Raw genomic sequence first — 21,740 nt, 5'->3', positions numbered from 1 at the left:
TCCCCTGCGCGGCATATCGACGGGCTCGCAGTGTTGTTCGGTCAACACGGCGTTGCTGGTGCGGGGCGCGATGGCAGCAACACGAGCTGAACCTGGCCATCGGTTGGGCCTGCCGTGTTCCTGATCCGTTCCACCTGCGCTTTCTTTTCCTGGATGTGGGCGAGGGTGGTTTCGAGGCCGATGATCTCGCCCTCCCAGTTGTTCGCCCTGGCTTCGTCGAGCAGCCGGTGGGTGTCGGCTTCTATCGACAGCAGGCGTGGCAGTTGGTCGGGGTCCATGCGCATCATCGGGCAGCGCACGCCTACTTCTCTGAACTAACTGGCCGTGCCCAGCCAACGTCGACCGAATGCACGCTCGTAGCCGATTATGGGATATTCAGGCTGGCTGTGATCCGCGGCGTTGCGTAGCGGTGTTCTCGCGGCGTCAAGTGGCACCGAGGATGCGGTGGGTCACCTAACGTCGGGGCTCCGAATGGCCTGGCCGTCCAGCAGGCGGCGGATCTCATGGTCCGGATATGGGGTGCTGCGGCTCTTCTGCTGGAACGCACGCGTGAATGCGGACATCGCCGCGGCGATCGGTGCGTGCCGGGTGAGGAGCGCGGCGGCCTCCTCGGGGATGCCCTCCGGCGGTTTGCCCTCGGCGATGGCGCGCACCATCGCCGCGCGTGTCTCCCGGTCCTCGCGCCGGCGGCCGTACAGGGCGGTGAGCAGCCAGTTCACCAGGTAGGTGGCGGTGTAGCCGCGGTCGTAGCTCTGGTTCTGGTCGAAGAACGCGGCCTCGGTCGGCGAGAGGTCGAACCCGCAGGAGAGCGCGAGGCCGTAGTCGCTGACGGCCCGGTAGTCGATGCCGTCGTCGGTGCTCAGCCATCCCGGGTGGTCGGTGATAAACATGAACGTCGGCGCGCCTCGTTGGCGGCTGCCGCACGTCCGGCGCGGAACCGTGCCAAGCGACACCGAATCGACCGGGCGGGTGAACACCGGTTCAGAACAAGAAATACCGTTGCGCCATGGGCAGTTCCGTTGCGGGCTGTTCGGTCCACACCTCCCCATCGATGCGCACCGTGAAGGTATCGGGGGTGACTTCGATGCGGGGCAATCGCGTCTTATTGCGCATGTCGGTTTTCGTCACTTGACGAATATTTTTGCCCGGCACCAGTTTTCGTCCGCTTTTGCCGATGGCGCAGACCCATCCGTCGCGAACACCGATGTCGGCCTTGATGATTCCCGATGGTCGATGACGACCGCCCCGGTGATTACGGTGTTCGGCGCACCATCGGCCCGAGGCGCGCTGGCCTGACCCATACCATGCCGCGCAGCGCATTACCTGCCGCCAACGAATCGTTGCCGAATGCATGTGCCGTTCCTGCTCGTCGGTGACAGACGCATCCTGGCTCCGCAGCGGCCGGGTCGGTGGCAACAGTCATTCCGGCCCGGTCGTTCCGGCCCCGCCCAGCGAGCGCACTCAGTCGCGGGCGGGCAGGTTCTGCAACCGCACCTGGCCGCGTGCCACCGTGCGGCCTTCATCATTGGTGAGGACGACCTGCCACAACTGCTGCAATCGACCACGATGCAACGGCGTCGACTCACCGAATACCTTGCCCGCACTGACCGCGCGCAAGAAGTCGGTGTTGTTGTTGACCCCGACAACGGTTCCCCTATTGCCCTGCGCGTCATACCAGACCCCGCCGCCGATACTCGCGAGTGTTTCGACGATTGTGCAGTACACACCGCCATTGACGATGCCGGCCATCTGCAAAAGTTGCGGTCCCACGGTCAGCTCACCGCGCACGATATCCGGCGTGACCTCAGTGAACTCGAGTCCGATCAGATCGGTGAAGGTGTTCTTGCTGAGCTCGGTCATGCGCTCGGGCGTGATATCCGCGAGTGACTGACCCGGATCGACTTCCTGCTGTGTCATGCATCCACCTTTACATCAGACAAATGCACCCGCGAGTTCGGGTATCCGCGCATTGATGTGGCCTGGAGGCCGGATCCGTCAGATCCGGCAAGCGCCGACACCGTGATCACCTAGCTCGTCCTTCGGGTTGAACAGATTGCAGGATTGCAGCGACAGGCATCCGCATCCGATGCACCCGGCCAATTCCTCCCGACCCGATTGGTCCGGCGCAGCGACCTTGATGCACGTTCCCGATCGCCGCACGTCCTGCTATGGGTCGAACGCACCTACACCCGAGCATGCACACACGCCCGCTTGCACACTTAGGTAAGCCTGACCTACACTCAATTCGGCGTCAGGATTGAGTGAGTCCCGAGGGCTGCGGAGACCCCGATCCACTGCCGCGGCGGGCTCCATGTCAACCACATGGAGCCCGCCGCACGACAATCTCGGACGCACTGTCGTCATGGTGCCGCACGATCTCAACCTCGCAATCCGCTACAGCGATCACCTCATCGTCATGCGCGACGGACGGATCGTCGCGCGGGGCATTCCAGGAGACATCATCAATGCGGGCCTGTTGCGGGAGGTGTTCGACCTCGAGGCGTCGGTGTTCGAGGATCCGATCTCCGGGCGGCCGATGATTGCGCCCATCGTCACCAGGCACGTGCTCGCGTCGCATAACAGTCATATGACAAATGCCACACAGCTACCGACCAGTTACGACACCATGTAGTACGCAATTGTGTCGTTGGGTCCGTAAACTCGAGGGATGGCAGGTCTAGGTGAACTCGAGAAAGCGGTTATGGACCAATTGTGGTCGAGTGACGAACCGCAAACGGTCCGGCAGGTACACGAGGCATTGGCTGCCCGGCGCGAGCTCGCCTACACCACGGTGATGACGGTGTTACAGCGGTTGGCGAAGAAGAACCTGGTGGTCCAGCGCCGTGACGATCGTGCCCATCGCTACGCACCGGTGCACACTCGCGACGAACTGGTCGCGAGTCTGATGTTCGACGCGCTACAGCAGGCCGACGAAGCAGGCAGTCGCGCGGCGGCGCTGGTGCATTTCGTGGAGCAGGTCGGCAGGAACGAGGCTGATGCTTTGCGCGAGGCACTCGCTAAGCTCGAGGCATCCGAGGACACTGCGCCACCGTCGCAGTAGTCTTGGACCGTCCTCACAATGCCGTGAGCGCCGTGGCCCCACCAACGCAGTGAGCTGAGTCGATGAACGCAACCGCGCCGGTCTTCGCCGGACTCGCATTGCTTCTCGCGGGGCCTGCCCCAGCACTGTTGAGCAGGGCTACGTGGACCTATCGGACGCCACGAGCAGCGCTCGTCCTGTGGCAGGCCATCGCGCTAGCCGCCGTGCTCAGCGCATTCGGTTCGGGTCTGGCCATCGCCGCCGAGCTGCTCGTTCCAGGAACCGATGGACGGCCGACGACCTCACCGGCCAGGGAGATCGACGCACTCGGTCTGCCACTGTGGCTGGTCTACGTCTTCGTCTTCGCGCTGACGCTCATGATCGGTGGCAGGCTGATCTACGCGGCTATCCGAGTCGGCGTGCACACCCGTAGGAGGCGCGCCCGCCACCGCGTGCTGGTCGACCTGCTCGATCAGGGCGGACCGCACCGGCGCGCGGCCGATATCCGAGTGCTCGCCGCAACCGAGCCGATCGCGTATTGCCTGCCCGGCCTGCGCCAGCGGGTCGTCGTCAGCGAAGGCACGCTGACGAATCTGCGAGACGCCGAGATCACCGCGATCCTCAGCCACGAACGCTCCCACCTTCGGGCTCGCCACGATCTGGTGCTCGAAGCCTTCACCGCCGTCCACGAAGCCTTCCCCCGCGTTGTGCGAAGCAGGGCCGCGCTCGGCTCGGTGAAGCTACTGATCGAACTGCTCGCCGACGATTCCGCTGTCAAAGTCACCGGCCCGACGCCGCTGGCGCGCGCGTTGGTCGCCTGCGCCAAGTCGACCGCACCACAGGGCGCCCTCGCCGCGGGCGGTCCGACCACATTGATCCGCATCCAGCGACTGGGCGGGCGAATCGGCGACCTGCGCATCGCCACGGCGGCCTACCTGGGGTCGATGGCGATCCTGGTCGTTCCGACCATGGCGGTCGCGGTACCGTGGTTGGTCGAACTGAATCGGCTTTTCCGCAACTGATTCGCACCGGTCGCACTGGAAGACACACCCAGGCAGACCTCATCACAGCCTGCACCGAAAGGCACACACCCCCTTTGACCTCCTCGACCCCTGCCACCACGGCGCCCGCAACGAGTTTCGCGGACCTGGGCCTGCCCGTCCCGCTTGTTCAGGCGCTGCGCCGCGACGGCATCGAGGCCCCGTTCCCCATCCAGGCCGCGACGGTGCCCGACGCCATGACCGGCAAGGATGTACTCGGCCGTGGCCCGACCGGATCGGGGAAGACGCTCGCATTCGGGCTGCCGATGCTAGCCCGGCTCGCCGGTGCCGCCGCCAAGCCCACTAAACCACGTGGTCTGGTACTTGTGCCGACCAGGGAACTGGCCATGCAAATCGAACGCGCGCTGGACAATCCGGCCCTGGCTCTGGGTATGCGGGTCGCGGCAGTGGTCGGTGGCGCGCCGATCAAACGCCAGGCCGACCGGCTCGCTCGCGGCGTCGACCTGCTCATCGCGACACCGGGACGGCTGGAGGATCTGATCAACCAGCGTTCGGCCGATCTGTCCGAGGTTCGCATCACCGCGCTTGACGAGGCCGATCACATGGCCGATATGGGTTTCCTGCCCCAGGTCACCAAGTTGCTGGACCGTACCCCGCAAGACGGTCAGCGCCTGCTGTTCTCGGCCACCCTCGACGGTGAGGTCGACAAGCTCGTCAAGCGCTACCTGCGCTCACCGGTGACCCATTCGACCGCACCGCCGTCGGCCTCGGTCGCCACCATGTCGCATCACCTGCTGCACCTACGCAAGGCGGACAAGCGCACCATCATTGCCCAGATCGCGGCGCGCGAGGGGCTCACCATCATGTTCGTGCGCACCAAGTACGGCGCCGACCGGCTGGCCAAGCAGTTGCGCGCGGCGGGGATCGCCGCGGGCGCGCTGCACGGTGGCAAGGCGCAGAACAATCGGACACGGACCCTTGCGGCCTTCGCCGATGGCTCGACCCCGGTACTCGTGACAACCGATGTCGCCGCACGCGGCATCCACGTGGACGGGATTTCGCTGGTAGTCCACGCAGATCCGCCTGCGGAATCGAAGGCGTACCTGCATCGCGCCGGACGCACCGCTCGCGCGGGTGAGGACGGTGTGGTGGTCACGCTGGTCACCGAGGACGAGCGCGACGATGTCGACAAGATGACCCGCAAGGCTGGTGTGGAGATCGACGCAGTCGAGGTTCGCCCGGGTGACCGGCAGCTGATCGCGATTACCGGCGCGAGGCAGCCGTCGGGGGTCGCGGTCGTCGCTCCTGCCGCGGCGGGTTCGTCCGACGCCGCACAGAAGGAAGAACCGGCGCAGCGACGAGGTTCATCGAAGCGCGCATCGGCCAACACTGGTTTGACGGGTCAGGGCCGCTCGGGCGTTCGCGACGCGGGTTCCCGACAGCAGCCGAGCCGGTCGGGCTCCGGTGACACGCCCGGGCGTTCGCGACGCCGCGCCGGTCGCGCCCAGGGCGGCACGAACTCCCGCAATCGCGGAGCTAACTGACCGGTGTCGAATCACCCGCTCGGTGCCATCATTTGCGCGCTACTCGCGGCGCTGCTTTTCGCACTCGCCGCGGTGGCACAGCAGCATGCCGCTGCGGCGGTGCCCGAAGACGCGTCGCTGATTCGCACGCTGCTGACCAATCCGCGGTGGTGGGCCGGAATCGTCGGCGACGCGGGCGGTTACGCCATGCAAATCGCCGCGCTGGCCTTGGGCGCGGTGCTGCTCGTGCAGCCGATCCTGGTCAGCATGCTGGTTTTCGCGCTGCCGCTGTCGGCCCGCCTCAACGGCCGCCGGGTCACCGGACGAACCTGGGCGACCGCGCTCGCGCTTACCGCCGCGCTGGCATGCTTCCTTATCGTCGGCGACCCGACCGAGGGCAATTCCAATGCGCCACTTCATCAGTGGCTGATCCCGTTGACGATTTTACTCGGCCTGATCGCCCTTGCCGTCGCGGCCGGAATCGCCACAGCCGACGCGGGCCGACGCGCCATGTTGCTCGGTGCGGCGGGCGGTTCGTTGTTCGGCCTGGCTGCCGCGCTCACCTTCTACGTCGTCACCTTGTTCGAACACGGATTGGGTCACGTTCTCGGCAGCTGGCAGACATGGTTACTGGTGGCCTCCGGCCTCATCGGGCTGTACTTGCAGCAGCGGGCCTTTCAAGCGGGTCCGCTCGCGGCGTCACTGCCCGCCGTCACCATTACCGAGCCTCTCGTCGCCGCCTTCATCGGTATAACGGTCCTCGAAGAACGACTGCGCACCAACGGTGTCGGTCTCGTGGTGATCGGCATCACCGTAATCGTCATGTGCGTCACCACAATCCAATTGTCGCGTGTTCAAGCCGACGCCTGACCAGCCGACATCGCGATCAGTGTGCCGTAGAGATGCCCGTCGGCGATGTCCGAATCAGGGAATCGGCGAAGGACGGCGGAATCGGTGCGAGCCGCGGTTCTCCCGCATCAGGCCGGGCAGCACGAGTTCGTGACGGGCACCGATCAGCAGAGCGGTTGCGGCTACCGGATCGACTGCTGTGACATTCCGCACCCACCACCGGGGCGCTGAAGAATCGCGCGCGACACCGCCTTCGCGTCTACCATCGTTCGAGTGCAGTTTCTCCCTGGACATCAGCCGCCGTACGACCTCACCTACAACGACATCTTCCTCGTCCCGAATCGGACGGATGTGGCGTCTCGGTTCGACGTCGATCTGTCGACCGTCGACGGATCCGGCACCACCATTCCGATCGTCGTGGCGAACATGACCGCCGTCGCCGGCCGCCGCATGGCCGAGACTGTCGCGCGCCGCGGCGGCATTGTCGTGTTGCCGCAAGACCTGCCGATCAGCGCGGCCGCCGACACGATCGCCTTTGTCAAAAGCCGCTCGCTCACCGCCGACACCCCGGTTACCCTCGACCCGGACCGCTCGGTGTCCGAGGCCGTCGCCTTGATGCACAAGCGTGCACACGGTGCGGTGGTGGTCGTCGACGGCGGTAAGCCGGTCGGCGTGGTCACCGAGGCGGCCTGCGCCGATGTCGACCGGTTCGCCCGGCTGCGCGATGTCGTAGCCACCGATTTCATCACCGCGCCCGCCGACACCTCGCCGCGCGACATCTTCGAACTCCTCGAAGCCGAGCACGCGACCCTGGCCGTGCTCACCGCCGCGGACGGCAGCCTCGCCGGAGTGATGACAAGGACCGGTTCGGTACGAGCCGGGATCTACCAGCCCGCTGTCGACGCACAGGGCAAGCTGCGCGTCGCCGCCGCCGTCGGCATCAACGGCGGTGTGGCCGACCGGGCGAAATCGCTCGTCGACGCGGGCGCCGACCTGCTGGTGATCGACACCGCGCACGGGCACCAGGCGAAAATGTTCGAAACCCTGGGCGCCATCCGCGATCTCGGACTCGGCGTGCCGCTGGTCGCGGGCAACGTGGTCTCCGCTCGAGGCACCCGTGACCTCGCCGAGGCGGGCGCGGACATCATCAAGGTCGGTGTCGGCCCCGGCGCCATGTGCACCACCCGCATGATGACCGGCGTCGGCCGCCCGCAGTTCTCCGCTGTCGCCGAATGTGCTGCCGCTGCAAAGGAACTCGGCGTGCACATCTGGGCCGACGGTGGCGTACGGCACCCGCGCGACGTCGCTCTCGCGCTGGCTGCGGGCGCGTCCAACGTAATGATCGGCTCCTGGTTCGCCGGAACCTACGAATCGCCGGGCGACCTGCGCGTCGACCGCGACGGCAATGCTTACAAAGAGAGCTTCGGCATGGCCTCCAAGCGTGCCGTCGCCGCCCGCACCGCCACCGACAGTGGTTTCGACCGCGCCCGCAAGGCACTGTTCGAGGAGGGGATCTCCACCTCGCGAATGCGTCTGGATCCTGAACGCCCCGGCGTCGAGGACCTCATCGACCATATTTGCTCCGGTGTGCGCAGCGCTTGTACATACGCGGGCGCCCGCAGCTTGGCCGAGTTGCACGATAAGGCGGTGCTGGGCGTCCAATCGGCAGCAGGCTTCGCCGAGGGTCGTCCGCTGCCCAGCGGCTGGTAAGAACCCCCCGCCACCGCGGGCGGCGCGATTCGACACAGGTAACATAAGGGTTGCCGGATTCCGGCACTACACTTCCGCTTGCCGAAAGGAACACGTTGTCACCCGCGTCCGAGGGCGCCGCACAGGAGGGCTCCTCTACCGAGCCGGGTGACAAACCCGGCGCCCTCCTACTCGCAGCAGTCCGATCCGATCCAGTTCCTCTCCCCGCTGCCGCTAATGCCGCGCCGTGTGGGTGGTGCTGACGATGTCCATCGTGCTCACGGTGCTCAGCCTGGTCGGGTTTATCGCCTTGACCGCAGGAACCGCGTTGTTCGTTGCCGCGGAATTCTCCCTCACCGCCTTGGAGCGCAGCACTGTCGAGGCGCATGCGCGCGATGGTGACGCGCGCTCGCGCATGGTCCGGCAGGCGCATCACACGCTCTCGTTCCAACTGTCGGGCGCCCAGCTCGGTATCACGATCACCACACTGATCACCGGTTACATCGCCGAGCCGGTGCTGGCTCGACTGCTGGATCCGCTGTTCACCGGGCTCGGCGTCAGCGACGCGACCGCACATGGCATTTCGCTGGCACTGTCGCTGGTGCTGGCCACCTCGCTGTCGATGATCTACGGCGAGTTGGTGCCCAAGAACATCGCCATTGCCAGGCCACTCGGTGTCGCCCGGCTGACCGCGGGACCGATGATCGCCTTCTCGGTGGTGTTCAAGTGGATGATCCACTTCTTGAACGGCACCGCGAACTGGGTGGTCCGCCGCTTCGGTGTGGAACCGGCCGAAGAACTGCGCTCGGCGCGGTCACCGCAGGAACTCGGCTCGCTGGTGCGCACTTCGGCGCTGCGCGGCGCACTCGATCAGCGCACCGCGCAGGTGATCGACCGCTCGCTACAGTTCGGCGAGCGCAGTGCGGAGGAGTTGATGACGCCGCGCGTCACGATCGAATCGCTGGACAAGTCCGACACCATCGCCGATCTCATCGCGGCCGCGAGCCGCACCGGCTATTCGAGGTTTCCCGTCATCGACGGCGACCTGGATAACACCATCGGCGTGGTGCATGTCAAGCAGGCGTTCACTCAGCCAGCCGGCGTACGCAACACCATCCCGCTGGAGTTGCTGGCGCGGGCCGTGCCGATCGTGCCCGCCAGCCTCGACGGCGACGAGGTGCTCGAGCGGGTACGCGCCGACGGCATGCAGGTGGCGTTGGTTGTCGACGAATACGGCGGCACCGCGGGCATTGTCACCATGGAGGACATCATCGAGGAGATCCTCGGCGATGTCCGTGACGAGCACGATGAGGAGGAGCGCGGCGTTCGCCGGGTCTCCGACGGCTGGGACTGCTCGGGGCTGCTGCGCATCGATGAGGTGTCCCGCGCCACCGGTTACGAAGCGCCCGAAGGCGAATACGAGACTCTCGGCGGGCTGGTACTCACCCGACTGGGCCGAATCCCGATGACCGGCGAGGAAGTGGTGCTGCCGAATCCGCATTCGCACCAGAGGTCGTCGAACGACTTGACCGAGGACGGCGGCTGGATCGCTCGCATCGAACGGATGGACGAGCGACGCATCGACCGGGTGCGATTGCTACCGGTCACCGCCGATGTGCTGCGCTCTCTCGTGCGGCACGCCGAGCAGGCGCATGAGGTCGATCAGGAGCACAGTCATGGGTGATCTGTTCGGTGTCCTGCTCTCGGTGGTGTTGCTCGCTGGCAACGCCTTCTTCGTCGGCGCCGAATTCGCGCTGATCTCCGCGCGCCGCGACCGGTTGGAAGCGCTTGCGGCACAGGGCAAACGCAATGCGAATACAGTGATCAAAGCAGGCGAGAACCTGTCGATGATGCTCGCGGCGGCGCAGCTGGGCATCACCATCTGTTCGATCCTGCTCGGCCGGGTCGGCGAGCCCGCGGTGGCGCATCTGCTGGAGGGCCCGTTCGAATTCCTCGGATTGCCCGACCAGTTGCTGCATCCGGTGGCCTTCGCGGTAGCGCTGACGGTCGTGGTAATCCTGCACATTCTGTTCGGCGAGATGATCCCGAAGAACATCGCCCTGGCCGGACCGGAACGCAGTGCGCTGCTGCTGGTTCCGATTCACCTGATGTGGCTACGGCTGGCCCGTCCAGTCATCGCGATCTACAACGCGGCCGCGAATCTGACGCTGCGGCTGCTGCGTATCGAGCCCAAGGACGAGCTCAACGCAACGGTGTCCAGTGTCGAATTGGCCGAGATGATCGGCGAATCGCGTTCGGAGGGACTGCTCGACGAGGAGGAACACCGGCGACTGACGCAGGCGCTCGGCACCTCCGATCGTGTGGTCGCCGACGTGATGGTGCCGCTGGCGACGACCAGGTCGGTACCGTTGCGCGGCAATGGGACCACGCTCGGCGATATCGAGTCCGCCGTCGCCGAGACCGGGTTCTCTCGCTATCCGGTGCGCGCCGTCGACGGTTCGCTGGTCGGCTACCTGCATGTAAAGGACGTACTCGATAAGGTCGCTGACGAGGCGGCCGGGCCGGGTACCCCTATCCCCCGCACCGATATTCGGCCGCTGCCGACGGTCAGCATGGGCACCACGCTGTACGAGGCGTTGGCACGCCTGCGCCGCACCAATAGTCATCTGGGTCGAGTCATCGACGGCCGCGGCAATACCACCGGCCTCGTCGCATTGGAGGACCTGATGGAGGAGTTCGTCGGCACCGTGCGCGACAACACCCACCGGGTGATCGAATGACGGTTCCAATGATCGATGGCCGGTCGCGATGGTGGCCACGATGATCTCCGAGGTGCTGCCCGAACCGCAATGGCGGGCACGGGCCGCGATCCATCGCGCCCGGCTCGATGAACTCGTTGGCCCGTATCTCGAACGCCGTGCCGCGGGGTCGGCGCACCCGGTGATCGATTTCTTGTTCACCTATTACGGGCACAAGCCCGCGCAATTACGGCGCTGGCATCCCGGATTCGGGATCGCGCTGGCCGGTGCCGACGACTACGACGGCGCTCGCGGCTACCACCGCGTCGGGTTATCTGGTCGCGACGCGGATCGGGACAATGAATCTCGAGGTGGCCCAGCACTTCCCGGGTTCGACTCTCGGATGACTGTATTCACCGCCGATCCGGCCTTTCTGGCGCGGCGGCGCGACACCATCGAGTTCATCGCCGATCTATTGCGCGCCACCGCGTCTCGTCCCGCCCAGCTATCGTGCTTCGGGTTGCATGAATGGGCGATGGTGTATCGAGCCGACGAGGTCCGGCACCAGCAGGTGCCGCTGCGGCTGGGACGCACGGGCACCGACTCGGTAGTCGAGTCGATGTCGTTGCGCTGCACCCACTACGACGCGTTCCGCTTCTTCACCCCCGACGCCGTCGGCCGCAATATCGAACCACTGACCCGCGCGGACCAGGTTTCCCGCGAACAGCCGGGCTGCCTGCACGCCAACATGGACTTGTACAAGTGGGGATTCAAACTGGCCCCGCTCATAGCGTCGGATGTGCTGCTGGATTTCTTCGAGTTCGCCTGCGCTGCCAGGGAACTCGACATGCGGGCCAGCCCGTATGACCTTTCCGAGTACGGGTACGAGCCGGTGCCCATCGAGACGCCGGCCGGTCGGGCCGAGTACGTTCGCGCGCAATCGGCGCTGTCCGAGCGCTCGGTCCAGCTCAGGCAGGTACTACTCGAGTTATGCGATGGATTACTGGCCGGCAGGATCCCGGAATCGGCGCGGTAGCTTGCGATCGTCGACCGGGTCGCACTCACTGACTCGGTCAGCAACAGCGATGCGGCCCCCGCGCAACCTCGAGTACATCCGTGTGGTCAGGCCGTCACATGCAGCCCGAACCCCGTCGCCCCTGGCATTTCTCGTCCATCCTCCAGTCGCAGGCTGCGGTCGCATTACTACCATTCAGAGAGTTCGCGCACAGGTGAGCTGACCACCGACATCGCTTCGCCCCCAGAGGCTTTCGTTGTTCGGTGGTACGATCGCCGTTCGATTCAAGGTTGTCTCACCCACCCCTCGGGAGATTGCTATGCGTCCTGGTCGGTATTTGTCAGTTGGAATCACCCTGCTGCTCGCGGCCGCTGTCACCGGCGTGGGCACAGCCACCGCACAGCAAAGCGGTGAGTGTGGCGGCGCGTCGTTCGTCAACGACATGCTCAGCGCACACAACGAATACCGTGCCCGACACCAAGCGCCACCGCTGACCCTCGACCCGGCACTGACCGACTATGCCCAGCAGTGGGCGAACCACTTGGCCGCCATCGGCCAGTTGGAACACTCGACCGACGGCCACAGTGAGAACTTGTTCTACGCGTCGGGGATGCAGGTCACCGGCACGGTGCCAACCAAGGCGTGGTACGACGAGATCAAGGACTATGACTACGACAACCCCGGGTTCTCCAAGGAGACCGGGCACTTCACGCAGGTGGTCTGGAAGAGCAGCACAAAACTCGGGGCCGCGATCACATGCAAAGGTTCCGAATCCTATGTCGTCGCCAGCTATGACCCGGCGGGCAACGTCATAGGCCAGTTCCCACAGAACGTCGGCCGCCTGTCCTGATACCTGCCCCGCGATACTCTCGTTGCATCGTCGCTGGACCAGCTCAGCCAGTCGCTTCAGGGCGAGACTGCCCCGAGTTTGGGTGACTCGCGGGTGTGGTCTTTTCAGGCCGCGAGTGCGGGCCGGTTTATTGTCTCAAACTCGATCGGGGTGAGTCGGCCGAGTCGGCGTTGCCGACGGGTGCGGTGGTAGGTCTTCTCGATCCAGATCACGATCGCCAACCGCAACTCGTCGCGGGTCACTCACCGCTGCCGGTCGAGGGACGCTCTTCTGTAGCAGCGCGAAGAACGACTCCATGGCCGCGTTGTCGCCACATGCCCCGACCCGACCCTCGAACCTCGTAAACCTTTGACCGACAATGCATTCACGAATTTCCGAGACCAAAATTGGCTGGATTCAACTGGTCGTCGCAACACCAATTGATACGCCACTTGATCGGACCACGCCGATTCCTGAGCCGGGGCCGGTTAGGTGCTCATTTCGCATGCATGCGGTCGGCGCCAATCCTCCGGACTGGTACCTGCGCGACGAGCTACTGACAGTCTGGCGTCGCCTCGCAGTGACCGCGTTTGTCTCCCGGATGGATCAGCGACGCTGCCATCGTGACGTCAATTCGCCCGGTAGCACAGCGTCAGGTGGTGGCGATCAGGACATCCTCTCCGGTCGAGGGGCGAAGGCCGTCGGTTCGGTCGGCGAAGTAGCGGTCGGCGAGGGATGATCCTGAGATGTGTCGCACGGACTGGAAGCCGGATTCACGGGCCAGGGCCAGCATTTCGTCAGGGGCGTAGAAGCTGATGAACGGCGTGCCCGATGCGCTCGCGCCTTTTTGGGACGTCTGTAGTCCGGAGCGATCGGCGTCGGCGAGAAGTTCGGTCGGTAGGAGGAACGTCATCGCCACGGTCGAGCCGGGCGCGAGCGCGGCGAGTTGGCGGAGGGTGGCCGCGTTGGTGTCTTTGGTGAGATACAGGGTTACGCCGGTGGAGGCGACGATCGCGGGCTTGCCGGGATCGAAGTCGGCGGCGCACAGCTGATCCCACCAGTTTTCGTTCGTCTCGAAGTCGACGGGCACGAGCCGCAGCCAGTCGGGGATGCCGTAACCGGTCTCGATCAGGCGTTGCCGCTTCCACGCCTGGGGCCCGGGCTGGTCGACCTCGAATACTTTTATGCGGGAAGCGATTTCCGGCCTGCGCTGGGCGAAGGTGTCCAGCCCCGCGCCGAGGACGACGTACTGGCCGACGCCGCTGTCGACCTGCTCGACAACCAGATCCTCGATGAAACGGGCACGCGCCACAATGGCCGCTCGGAATGGGCCGGTGCCGTGCGGGTCCATGTCCGGTCGGCGACGCCAGTCTCTGTCGGGGGCGACGAGCCGCAAGCCGATCTCATCCTCGAGCACATGCGGCGGCGGGTCGACCTGGACGTGCATGGCCCGCCACAGGGCGACACGCACCGCGGTATTCTCCGACACCTCGGTCTGCTCTGCTGCCATGATGTTCTCCCTTCCTGCGGTCATCGTTGAGCTTGGATACTCCAGAGACGGCCATCGGGATCCCGCACGGTCATCTCCTTGGTTCCGTAGTGGGTCTCCTCGAACGGAGTGACCACCTCGACGGCGGGATCGGGGCGGAACGCGGCAGCGTCGGGGACCTTCACCACGATCCGCATCTGAGGTTCCCGATGCTGCGGGACCTCCGCGATGAACACAGAGGATCCGTCACCACGCCGGAGCTGACCAGAGGAATGATCGGTCTCGAATTCCAATTCGAAACCCAATCCTTGGAAGAACTTTGCTGCCTTCCCCCAATTGTGGGTCTCCAGGAACACTGCGTCGATGCCCTCGGTGGCCATATCACGTCTCCTTCTCAGCCGGGTTCGGTCGATTCGCGTGGGTGTCGAGATAGGCGTCCAGCGCATCCGCGACCAACGCCGACAGCGACATATCCGACTCGATGGCGTGGTACTTCACCCGCTTGATCAGCCCGATCGGCAGGTACACGTTGAACTGTTTGACGTCCCGATCACTCACGCTAGCAGGCTAGCATACTATCCAGCTAGCTGACATTGAGGCGGCACACAGCCGCGCAACTGCCGCAATCGCGAGCTGGAGATCAAATTGCCATGCAGCTCCAGCGAGCAAGCATGAATCGCCACCCGGGCGAACGACCGCCCCGAGTAGCCGGCGGCCGAACGATGCTGGGCAGCAGAGTTAGATGGTTGCGCCTGCGCTGATCGAAGTGACCCGCAATTGACGGAACATGCCCCTTGCGAACCAGCTCATGACTCTCGAGTGAACCGATACCAAGCCCCCTCGACCGGCTTAAAGCTGATACCAGGCGACGTTGGGACGGCATTGGGGTAATAGGCGAAGCCGTGCGAGTTCACTCCTGCGCCTTCGGTATAGAACAGGCATCCACCGTCGCGGCGGGTGACAGCGGTGACGGTGTAGATGCCGAGGCGGGTGTGGTGACCGGGGTCGGCACAGTCGGTGGACTGCCCTTCGAGGACGGCGCGTGATAGTTGCCAGCCCACCGTTTCGGGGATATCGAGCAAGACCAGTGCGCACATGGCCGCGATCAAGGTCGGGGCGGTGGCGCTGAGCAGGTAGGCACGATAGCGCATGAGGCCGAGTAGGCCGAAAGGTGTTGCGAGGGCGCCGAATAGGCCGAGACCGACCCACAGGATCAGCCTGATGAACAGTGGACCATCGGCCGCCACCTGCCAGAACAGTGCGAGGCAGCAGACGAGGACGAGGGCGATCAGGAGCCCCATCCAGCAGATGAACAAACGAGGAGTACGCGCCCGAGGGCGCTGGGGTCTAGCGGAGCTCACCGAACCAAGATACGGGCTGCGGCGACGACGTGTGGAGTACCCGATAGCCGAAACCCCCGCCCCGGCCGCGATACAGCCGCCGGAGACAGGGGTGGGTGATCACAGCGGCGGGAAACCGGCCGAGCCCGTAACCGCCCAGTTCCAGAACGACGCCGCACGGTTGGCGAGCAGGGCAACTATATCGAGAACAACGCTTCCCATAAAACTTCCTCACATCAGGCTTTTTCGGGCAGCCAAGGGTAACGGATCGACATCGGGGCAGCCGCCGCCGGTCTCGGGGACACTGACCGCCGACGCACGAATCCCCCTGGCCGCGTAGGGAAACCAGGGGGATTCGTTGTCGAACTGATGACTCTTTACCGGCAGTTCAGCGCCTTGGCCTCGCGGCGGCGACGGTGCAGAATCGGCTCGGTGTAGCCTCATGACTCTTTTTCCTCGCCTGACCTGCGTCTTAACTTAACTCAAATCCTCCAGTGACCGTTTTGTGGCCGTTTTGAGAGAGTCAACACCAACCGCCTGCATATCACCGGGCATCGGCAAGATCAACAACGTGGCGAGCCTCTGGGACGTAGTGAATCGCCCCGGGTTCGATGCAATGCCATTAACTTACGGCGTTTGTGCAGGTCGGCGGTCGTGAAGGCGGGCCGACGGGCCGTGGCGTGAGAGTTGCTGTGTAGCAGATGGTTTCGGGGTAGGGTGCTGGTTCGTGGTGGAGGCGGGCCGGTTGACCGACCGGATCGGGCTGGGTGTGCTGACTCGGGTAATGCACCCGGATCTGGTCGACGAGGTGCTGGTGCAGACCGGTCGGTGTGAGAAGCGGCGGCGGCTGTTGCCGGCGCGGGTGGTGGTGTATTTCGTGTTGGCGATGACGTTGTTCTTCGACGACGCCTACGAGGAAGTGATGCGCAAGCTCGTCGACGGGCTGCGGTTTCTGCGGTCGTGGAGCGAGGACTGGCAGGTGCCGACCTCCCCGGCGTTGTGCAAGGCCCGGGCCCGCCTCGGTGAGGAACCGGTACGAGAGTTGTATCGGCGGGTCGCGGTCCCGCTGGCCGGCGCGGGAACCCCGGGCAGCCGGCTTGCCGGGCGGCGGGTGATGGCTGTGGACGGCGTCCAGATGGATATCCCCGACACCCCCGGCAACGAGGAGGTGTTCGGGCGCGGGAAGACCCATCAGAGCCTGGAGGACCCGTATCCGAAGGTGAAGGTCGTCGGGCTGGCCGAATGCGCCACCCACGCGATCATCGACGCCGAGATCGGCGCGGTCACCACCGACGAACGGGAGATCACACGCCCGCTGCTGGCCGCGTTCACCCCGGGAATGCTGGTCATCGCCGATCGCGGGTTCTACAGCCACGAGTTCTGGCGCGAGGCCGCAGCCACCGGTGCAGATCTGTTGTGGCGGGTGCAGTCCGGACTGAAACTGCATGTCGTACAGGAACTTCCAGATGGCTCGTATCTGTCGAGGTTGATGACCGATGTCGAACGACAGCGGATCCGCCGCCACCGAGCCCGCGGCCTGGACACCGTCCCCGAGGGCGTCACCGTCCGGGTGGTCGAATACGAAGTCGCCAACCGCGACAGCGACTCACCCGGGCCGATCCGGCTAATCACCACTCTGCTCGATCCTGCAGAGGTAACCGCAGCCGAGCTGGCCGCTGCCTACCACCGCCGGTGGGAGTTCGAGACCAGCCTCGCCGAGATCGAAACCCGCCAGCGCGGCAGCTACCGGCTGCTGCGCTCGCAGAGCCCCGCGATGGTGCGCCAGGAGATCTGGGGGCTTCTGACCACCCACTACGCCATCCGCGAACTCATGTATCACGCGGCCGACCTCGGCGGAAACGATCCGTTACGGCTGTCGTTCATCCGCTCTCTCCGCGTTGTCCGGCGACACGTCACCGGGCAAGCGGGTTTTTCCCCCTGACCGGCTCGCCACCGACCTCACCGCCGCCGTCGCGGAGATCCTCGAACGCCCCAACCCGCCACGGCGCCAGCGCAGCTATCCCCGGGTCCTCAAACGCGCCGGGCGCCACAAGTTCAAACGAAAAACACTGGCGCACAAGAACATCAACCACAACCAGCCGCCGGAGATCCGGCTACACCAGCGCGTAAGTTAATGGCATTGGCATCAAACCCGGGGCGATTCAGCGCCGCTGCGGCTAAGCGCGTCGTCATCCGCGTTTGCTCATCGATCGACTCCAGCGTCTTGCCGTCGGCATCGATCGAGGTCGTGAACAGCGTCGCGAACTGGGACTCGACCGCGCAATAGCAATGCTCTACGGCACGCCGCAGTTTGGGCCCTGCAGCTGTGTAGGCGCCGCGGAAATCGTCGAGCATTGATCGCCAGTCGTTGTACTGTGCGCTGATGAACTGACGGCGGTCGTCGAGCCATGCCAGCAACTCGGCCGAAGCCGCCGGCAGAGTCATGGGTTCGACATAGACGGTGAACCGAGAATCGAGGACCGCGATCATTTCGGACAGCCAATGATCTACATCGGCTGGTGATTTCATCGCCGAGCACCTCCACAAGGATCTAACAGCACACCCTGATACCGACGCCATTATCATCGGACCCGAGTCCCGACCCTGTCGGCATCGGCACGCAGCTCCCGTCGACAGCATCTTCACCCAGTTCGCGATCTTCAGTAATGGCCAGCCATTCGCCGACAGCAACGATGCGAGACAGGCCGACGCCGTCGCACGACAACGCCCCGCCCCGCTGATCCCGTCGGCAGAAGAGCGCACTGCAACGGCCCGAGATCTTGGACAGACCCTCTTCGCGGAGTCATGTGTGGGTCTGTCAAGATAACGGCTCTGTCCCACTTTCGGTGGTAGCGGGTCCGGGATCACCCCAGCAGGATTCGGTGGCGGAGTAGCGGAAAGCCCGCGCGACCGTACATTTGGCGTTTGATCAGCTTCGTCTTGGTGTTCACGCCCTCGGTCGGGCCGTTGCTGTGGGGCGGGGTCAGCCCGGCGACCACGGCGTCGTGGTCCTGGTCGAGCCCGGTCAGGAACGGTTCGAGCTCGACGAGCCCGGCCTCGCGGACCTGCTTGATCCATGCGTCGATGTCGGCGCCGCGCCGGTCGGTCATCAGCTGCGCGAACTCGCGCACCACCTCGGCCAGCGCGGTCATCTCCGGGCAAGCGGCCAGCAGTTCGTCCAGGTGAGCACGCCGGGCGTCGGGCAGATTCGCCGGGCGCGTCAAGAGCCAGCGGGTCACCCGCCGCGGTGAGGGCGTGATCTGGTCCCCGTCGAGTCGGCCCTGGTTGACGTATTTGTAGAGCAGGTTCAGGCCCCCGGTGTAGCCGAGCTCGGTGATCTCGGCGAACAACCGCAACACCGGGACGCCGGGCTCAGCGGCTCGGCGGGCACGCAGGTGATCGCGGTAGGCGTCGACCAGACACGCCCGGTACTGGGGCGGGCGGCGCAGTCGCTGCGGTTCGCGCACCCGTGCGTAACGCTTCACAGTGTTCAGCGAAAGCCCCAGCCGCCGTGAGCAATCCAGTAATCCGACCCCCTGATCGAGGAGATCGTGGATCGCGTGCCAGCGTTCCAGAGTGCTCTGCTCCCGGACCAGTGACTGCCGTTTCGGCGCGGCGGCAGCCCAGCAACTGGAGTGCGCGGCGACCGCCTTCTCGGCCGTCTGGGCCAGGCGGTGCCACAGATGCCACCTGTCCGAGTCTTGGATCGCCGCGGGCAGCGCCCGCCGCACGGCCTCGGCGTAGGTGGTGGACCCGTCGCGGGTGACGATGCCGACGCAAGGATGTCCCCGCAGCCACTCGGCGAGGGTGTCGGCCTTGCGGTCGGGCAGCACGTCGATGCGGGCATGGGTGTCGGCATCGATCACGATCGTCGAATACGTGTGCCGGCGGCGCAGCGCGAAGTCGTCGACCCCGATTGCGGCCGGAATCGGTCGCACCGGCAGCGGGATGCGCAGCAGAGCCCGGATCGCGGTCTGCCGCGACAGCCTCACCGCAAGTGCCGCCAGCAGCCGGATGCCGGCCCGCCCGGCCAGCTCCCGCACCACCGACCTGACCTGGCCGGTCAACCGCTGATACCGCTCCAGCACACCAGGCACCTGCTCACGAAACGTGCTGCGACAGTGCACCGTTGGGCACACCAACCGACGAACCCGCACCCGCACGACCACCGGTCGACCATCGAGCGGCACGTCCGTCACCGTCCGCAAGTGGTAACCGTGCACCCGCGCAGACTCGGCGCCACAACCCGGGCATACGGCCGGGCCGCCAGGCGTCCGCGCGCGCACCGAGACCCGCTCACCCTCATCGACCACTTCCTCTACCACTAGCGGCAGCAATCCCGAAAATGCCATGGCGGCAGGCAGATTCACCTCACACACCAAGACATCGTTACCTCAGCGCGCTGGCATCACCACCGAAAGTGGGACAGAGCCGATAGTCCGACACTCCCTTCACAACCCGAACTCTCCGACAGTGGAGGTTCTGAAATACGGATCAAGCCCGTAGGTACCCGACGAGTCGCCTTCGGTGGTGAGCGGTGATGGCGATGGCCCGGCGATGACGTCGATATTGTGGGATTGACGGCGTGCAACGGCCTGTCGACAATGGACGAACCACATTGGGGGGAGTGGAATTGCGCACGACGGTACTCATCGGGACTATTGCGGTACTGCTCGCCACAGCGGCATGCGGTGGTGAGCCTGCTTCGCCACGGGTCACGGGTCCGACGGTGTCGGCCCCCGCCGAGGCACCAAAGGTCCCTCCCACCTGGGAATCTGGAGATTCGCTCGGGCTGGAGACGGGGATATTCGTGGTCGGCGACGTGGTGCTGACAGAACGACCGGGCGCAGTGGTTGCGCTCGACCGGGCATCAGGTCGAGCGCTGTGGCATCGGAGCAATCGAGGCACGTCTTCGTACAGCCCCAGAATGAGGGTCAGCGGTTCGCTCGCTGTCTTCGTCTATTACCCCGGACGGCTGAGCAGTCCGCGCAAGGTCGAATTCGAGGTCGTCGATGTCAAGACTGGCCGAATGGCCTGGCAGGGCAGCGCAACGGCGGTGCATGTCTTCGACACGGCAATTTACCTTGCGAACTACCAGGACGGGGCGTATTCGACGATGCGCCACGATATCCGCGACGGCAGTTCGACCTGGGCCGCACCGGTGTCCGGAGGTATCGACGACGAGTTGGGCGACTTTCGATTCGGACCGGCCCAGCGTGAACCCGCGTATCTCGCCTTTCTGACACCGTTGTCATCGTCCTCGGAGAGTATGTGGTCACTGTTCGAAACGAGCACCGGCACGGCACTCCCTATACACGCCGAGAACCGCGGGTGGACAGCGTTCAGCGTCGGCGATCTGCTGATCGTCCCGGACCACGATATCGATGGCGGGCACTCACGACCCACGGCAATCGCGGACGCCGATGTACAGGGCGAATGCCCTGTGGCATTACAGGCATACGACGGCCACTCCGGCGCTGTCCGCTACACGGCTGTCGTGCACAACGGCCGCACGAACGGCGACTGTCGCGAACGTCTCATGCGCTACTCGCTCGCAGGGGACAACGACACCGGATCACGCATCGCCACCGCCAACGCTGCCGGCGCGACGCAGCTGTTCGATCTCGTAGCCGGAACACCGGTCTGGGAGTCCGACACCCGCGGCACGGCATACGACGTCGATGACCGTTCCCTGCTCGTCGCCGAGCAGGTCGACGGGGGCGGTCTCGCCTTGTTGGACACCAAAAGCGGCGAACGACAGAAGTCGGTGCCCCTATCCGACCTGCGTCCGGGGGAGGCTCACCTCGTCGGCGACCGAATCGTGGTGGGTGGCAGGAGGACAGATACCAACGACTCGCGAGTCACTGTCTACGACCGTGTAACCGGTCACGAGCTGCGTCGCTACGATGGGGACCTGATCGGAGCCGGGCCGGATTGGATCGCCGTACTGACCCAGGTGAGGGGGAAGGGCGTACTCGAATTCCACACGTAAGCACGTGCCAGGGCGGCCGGCCTTGGATCTCCCCGGGCGGCCTCGAGGCCGTGACGGATGCCCTTGCCTGGTGGTTCCTCCGGAGGTCAGGCATCGCTTCATGCACTGTGGAGCTAAGGGGACTCGAACCCCCGACCCCACCCAGCGCATCGAGCCTGCCACTGACTTCGCCGCGTTATATGCCGATGACCGGCAGTTTTCGATCTTGACGTGGTTGGGTATTGGTGGATACCCCCTCCCGTCTTGAACCCCACCGAGACATGTCACGCGAGCG

At 65.1% G+C, this 21,740-nt stretch carries 20 protein-coding genes and 4 pseudogenes; 12 read left to right on the top strand and 12 right to left on the bottom strand.

Features of this window, described 5'->3' with window-relative positions:
- Positions 1-41: 41 nt before the first annotated feature.
- The 5 genes and pseudogenes from LKE06_RS21690 to LKE06_RS21670 all read right to left on the bottom strand — a co-directional run.
- Positions 42-278 (bottom strand): hypothetical protein, encoded by a 237-nt coding sequence (locus LKE06_RS21690; RefSeq protein WP_228001180.1) that lies wholly within the window; start codon positions 276-278, stop codon positions 42-44.
- A gap of 171 nt (positions 279-449) precedes the next feature.
- The gene (locus tag LKE06_RS21685; protein WP_228001179.1) at positions 450-977 is read right to left on the bottom strand and encodes a hypothetical protein; all 528 of its coding nucleotides are present in this window, start codon (positions 975-977) and stop codon (positions 450-452) included.
- Positions 978-981: 4 nt separating this feature from the next.
- Positions 982-1,161, bottom strand: a pseudogene (gene ureC, locus LKE06_RS32665) (urease subunit alpha); the annotation flags it as partial.
- A 300-nt stretch (positions 1,162-1,461) separates the two neighbouring features.
- On the bottom strand, positions 1,462-1,860 hold the full coding sequence (locus LKE06_RS21675; protein WP_228001292.1) for a PaaI family thioesterase: 399 nt from the start codon (positions 1,858-1,860) through the stop codon (positions 1,462-1,464).
- A 135-nt stretch (positions 1,861-1,995) separates the two neighbouring features.
- Positions 1,996-2,109, bottom strand: a pseudogene (locus tag LKE06_RS21670) (redox-sensitive transcriptional activator SoxR); the annotation flags it as partial.
- A gap of 226 nt (positions 2,110-2,335) precedes the next feature.
- Between LKE06_RS21670 and LKE06_RS21665 the strand changes: the two are divergent.
- From LKE06_RS21665 to LKE06_RS21620, 10 genes and pseudogenes are all read left to right on the top strand, one after another.
- Positions 2,336-2,632, top strand: a pseudogene (locus LKE06_RS21665) (cobalamin/Fe(3+)-siderophore ABC transporter ATP-binding protein); the annotation flags it as partial.
- 36 nt (positions 2,633-2,668) lie between these two features.
- The gene (locus LKE06_RS21660; protein ID WP_228001178.1) at positions 2,669-3,061 is read left to right on the top strand and encodes a BlaI/MecI/CopY family transcriptional regulator; all 393 of its coding nucleotides are present in this window, start codon (positions 2,669-2,671) and stop codon (positions 3,059-3,061) included.
- 62 nt (positions 3,062-3,123) lie between these two features.
- Positions 3,124-4,062, top strand: coding sequence for a M56 family metallopeptidase (locus LKE06_RS21655; RefSeq protein ID WP_228001177.1), 939 nt, complete (start codon positions 3,124-3,126; stop codon positions 4,060-4,062).
- Positions 4,063-4,136: 74 nt separating this feature from the next.
- Positions 4,137-5,585: a DEAD/DEAH box helicase gene (locus tag LKE06_RS21650; RefSeq protein WP_228001176.1), complete on the top strand. Its 1,449-nt coding sequence runs from the start codon at positions 4,137-4,139 to the stop codon at positions 5,583-5,585.
- A 3-nt stretch (positions 5,586-5,588) separates the two neighbouring features.
- Positions 5,589-6,434: a DMT family transporter gene (locus LKE06_RS21645; RefSeq protein ID WP_228001175.1), complete on the top strand. Its 846-nt coding sequence runs from the start codon at positions 5,589-5,591 to the stop codon at positions 6,432-6,434.
- 252 nt (positions 6,435-6,686) lie between these two features.
- Positions 6,687-8,123 carry a GuaB1 family IMP dehydrogenase-related protein gene (locus tag LKE06_RS21640; protein WP_228001174.1) on the top strand — a complete coding sequence of 479 codons (1,437 nt, stop codon included), beginning with the start codon at positions 6,687-6,689 and terminating at the stop codon, positions 8,121-8,123.
- A gap of 244 nt (positions 8,124-8,367) precedes the next feature.
- Positions 8,368-9,786, top strand: a complete 1,419-nt coding sequence (locus LKE06_RS21635) for a hemolysin family protein (RefSeq protein WP_228001173.1) — start codon at positions 8,368-8,370, stop codon at positions 9,784-9,786.
- Entirely contained in the window at positions 9,779-10,843 is a 1,065-nt protein-coding gene (locus LKE06_RS21630) for a hemolysin family protein (protein WP_228001172.1), read from the top strand. The genes LKE06_RS21635 and LKE06_RS21630 overlap by 8 nt, the downstream gene beginning before the upstream one ends.
- A gap of 40 nt (positions 10,844-10,883) precedes the next feature.
- Positions 10,884-11,837, top strand: a complete 954-nt coding sequence (locus LKE06_RS21625; protein WP_228001171.1) for a 3-methyladenine DNA glycosylase — start codon at positions 10,884-10,886, stop codon at positions 11,835-11,837.
- A gap of 316 nt (positions 11,838-12,153) precedes the next feature.
- Positions 12,154-12,666, top strand: coding sequence for a CAP family protein (locus LKE06_RS21620; RefSeq protein ID WP_228001170.1), 513 nt, complete (start codon positions 12,154-12,156; stop codon positions 12,664-12,666).
- A gap of 104 nt (positions 12,667-12,770) precedes the next feature.
- On the opposite strand, the pseudogene LKE06_RS21615 reads toward LKE06_RS21620, so the two are convergent.
- From LKE06_RS21615 to LKE06_RS21595, 5 genes and pseudogenes are all read right to left on the bottom strand, one after another.
- Positions 12,771-13,061, bottom strand: a pseudogene (locus LKE06_RS21615) (integrase core domain-containing protein); the annotation flags it as partial.
- Between the two features lie 236 nt (positions 13,062-13,297).
- Positions 13,298-14,155 carry a class I SAM-dependent methyltransferase gene (locus tag LKE06_RS21610; RefSeq protein ID WP_228001169.1) on the bottom strand — a complete coding sequence of 286 codons (858 nt, stop codon included), beginning with the start codon at positions 14,153-14,155 and terminating at the stop codon, positions 13,298-13,300.
- Between the two features lie 20 nt (positions 14,156-14,175).
- Entirely contained in the window at positions 14,176-14,514 is a 339-nt protein-coding gene (locus LKE06_RS21605) for a VOC family protein (RefSeq protein ID WP_228001168.1), read from the bottom strand.
- Between the two features lies 1 nt (position 14,515).
- Entirely contained in the window at positions 14,516-14,692 is a 177-nt protein-coding gene (locus LKE06_RS21600) for a CopG family transcriptional regulator (protein ID WP_228001167.1), read from the bottom strand.
- Positions 14,693-14,940: 248 nt separating this feature from the next.
- Positions 14,941-15,435: a hypothetical protein gene (locus LKE06_RS21595; RefSeq protein ID WP_228001166.1), complete on the bottom strand. Its 495-nt coding sequence runs from the start codon at positions 15,433-15,435 to the stop codon at positions 14,941-14,943.
- A 766-nt stretch (positions 15,436-16,201) separates the two neighbouring features.
- On the opposite strand from LKE06_RS21595, the gene LKE06_RS21590 reads away from it, so the two are divergent.
- Positions 16,202-17,416: an IS4 family transposase gene (locus LKE06_RS21590; protein WP_228001165.1), complete on the top strand. Its 1,215-nt coding sequence runs from the start codon at positions 16,202-16,204 to the stop codon at positions 17,414-17,416.
- Positions 17,417-17,559: 143 nt separating this feature from the next.
- Here LKE06_RS21590 and LKE06_RS21585 read toward each other — a convergent pair whose 3' ends face one another.
- Together LKE06_RS21585 and LKE06_RS21580 are read right to left on the bottom strand one after the other, a co-directional pair.
- Positions 17,560-18,003, bottom strand: a complete 444-nt coding sequence (locus tag LKE06_RS21585) for a hypothetical protein (protein ID WP_228001164.1) — start codon at positions 18,001-18,003, stop codon at positions 17,560-17,562.
- A 335-nt stretch (positions 18,004-18,338) separates the two neighbouring features.
- Positions 18,339-19,826: an ISL3 family transposase gene (locus tag LKE06_RS21580; protein ID WP_228001291.1), complete on the bottom strand. Its 1,488-nt coding sequence runs from the start codon at positions 19,824-19,826 to the stop codon at positions 18,339-18,341.
- A gap of 233 nt (positions 19,827-20,059) precedes the next feature.
- On the opposite strand from LKE06_RS21580, the gene LKE06_RS21575 reads away from it, so the two are divergent.
- On the top strand, positions 20,060-21,466 hold the full coding sequence (locus LKE06_RS21575) for an outer membrane protein assembly factor BamB family protein (RefSeq protein ID WP_308188413.1): 1,407 nt from the start codon (positions 20,060-20,062) through the stop codon (positions 21,464-21,466).
- The last annotated feature ends 274 nt before the right edge of the window (positions 21,467-21,740 follow it).

Origin of the sequence: Nocardia australiensis (assembly GCF_020733705.1) — a bacterium.
Taxonomy (GTDB): domain Bacteria; phylum Actinomycetota; class Actinomycetes; order Mycobacteriales; family Mycobacteriaceae; genus Nocardia; species Nocardia australiensis.
The sequence above is the reverse complement of the archived record's forward strand: the minus strand, read 5'-3'. Positions and strand labels throughout refer to the sequence as shown.

What these genes read in the sequence shown, in the direction of transcription:
- LKE06_RS21655 (WP_228001177.1), top strand. Translation starts at nt 3,124, where the DNA reads ATGAACGCAACCGCGCCGGTCTTCGCCGGACTCGCATTGCTTCTCGCG.
- LKE06_RS21660 (WP_228001178.1), top strand. Translation starts at nt 2,669, where the DNA reads ATGGCAGGTCTAGGTGAACTCGAGAAAGCGGTTATGGACCAATTGTGG.
- LKE06_RS21635 (WP_228001173.1), top strand. Translation starts at nt 8,368, where the DNA reads ATGTCCATCGTGCTCACGGTGCTCAGCCTGGTCGGGTTTATCGCCTTG.
- LKE06_RS21605 (WP_228001168.1), bottom strand. Translation starts at nt 14,514, where the DNA reads ATGGCCACCGAGGGCATCGACGCAGTGTTCCTGGAGACCCACAATTGG.
- LKE06_RS21675 (WP_228001292.1), bottom strand. Translation starts at nt 1,860, where the DNA reads ATGACCGAGCTCAGCAAGAACACCTTCACCGATCTGATCGGACTCGAG.
- LKE06_RS21610 (WP_228001169.1), bottom strand. Translation starts at nt 14,155, where the DNA reads ATGGCAGCAGAGCAGACCGAGGTGTCGGAGAATACCGCGGTGCGTGTC.
- LKE06_RS21580 (WP_228001291.1), bottom strand. Translation starts at nt 19,826, where the DNA reads ATGGCATTTTCGGGATTGCTGCCGCTAGTGGTAGAGGAAGTGGTCGAT.
- LKE06_RS21625 (WP_228001171.1), top strand. Translation starts at nt 10,884, where the DNA reads ATGATCTCCGAGGTGCTGCCCGAACCGCAATGGCGGGCACGGGCCGCG.
- LKE06_RS21595 (WP_228001166.1), bottom strand. Translation starts at nt 15,435, where the DNA reads ATGGGGCTCCTGATCGCCCTCGTCCTCGTCTGCTGCCTCGCACTGTTC.
- LKE06_RS21585 (WP_228001164.1), bottom strand. Translation starts at nt 18,003, where the DNA reads ATGAAATCACCAGCCGATGTAGATCATTGGCTGTCCGAAATGATCGCG.
- LKE06_RS21630 (WP_228001172.1), top strand. Translation starts at nt 9,779, where the DNA reads ATGGGTGATCTGTTCGGTGTCCTGCTCTCGGTGGTGTTGCTCGCTGGC.
- LKE06_RS21690 (WP_228001180.1), bottom strand. Translation starts at nt 278, where the DNA reads ATGGACCCCGACCAACTGCCACGCCTGCTGTCGATAGAAGCCGACACC.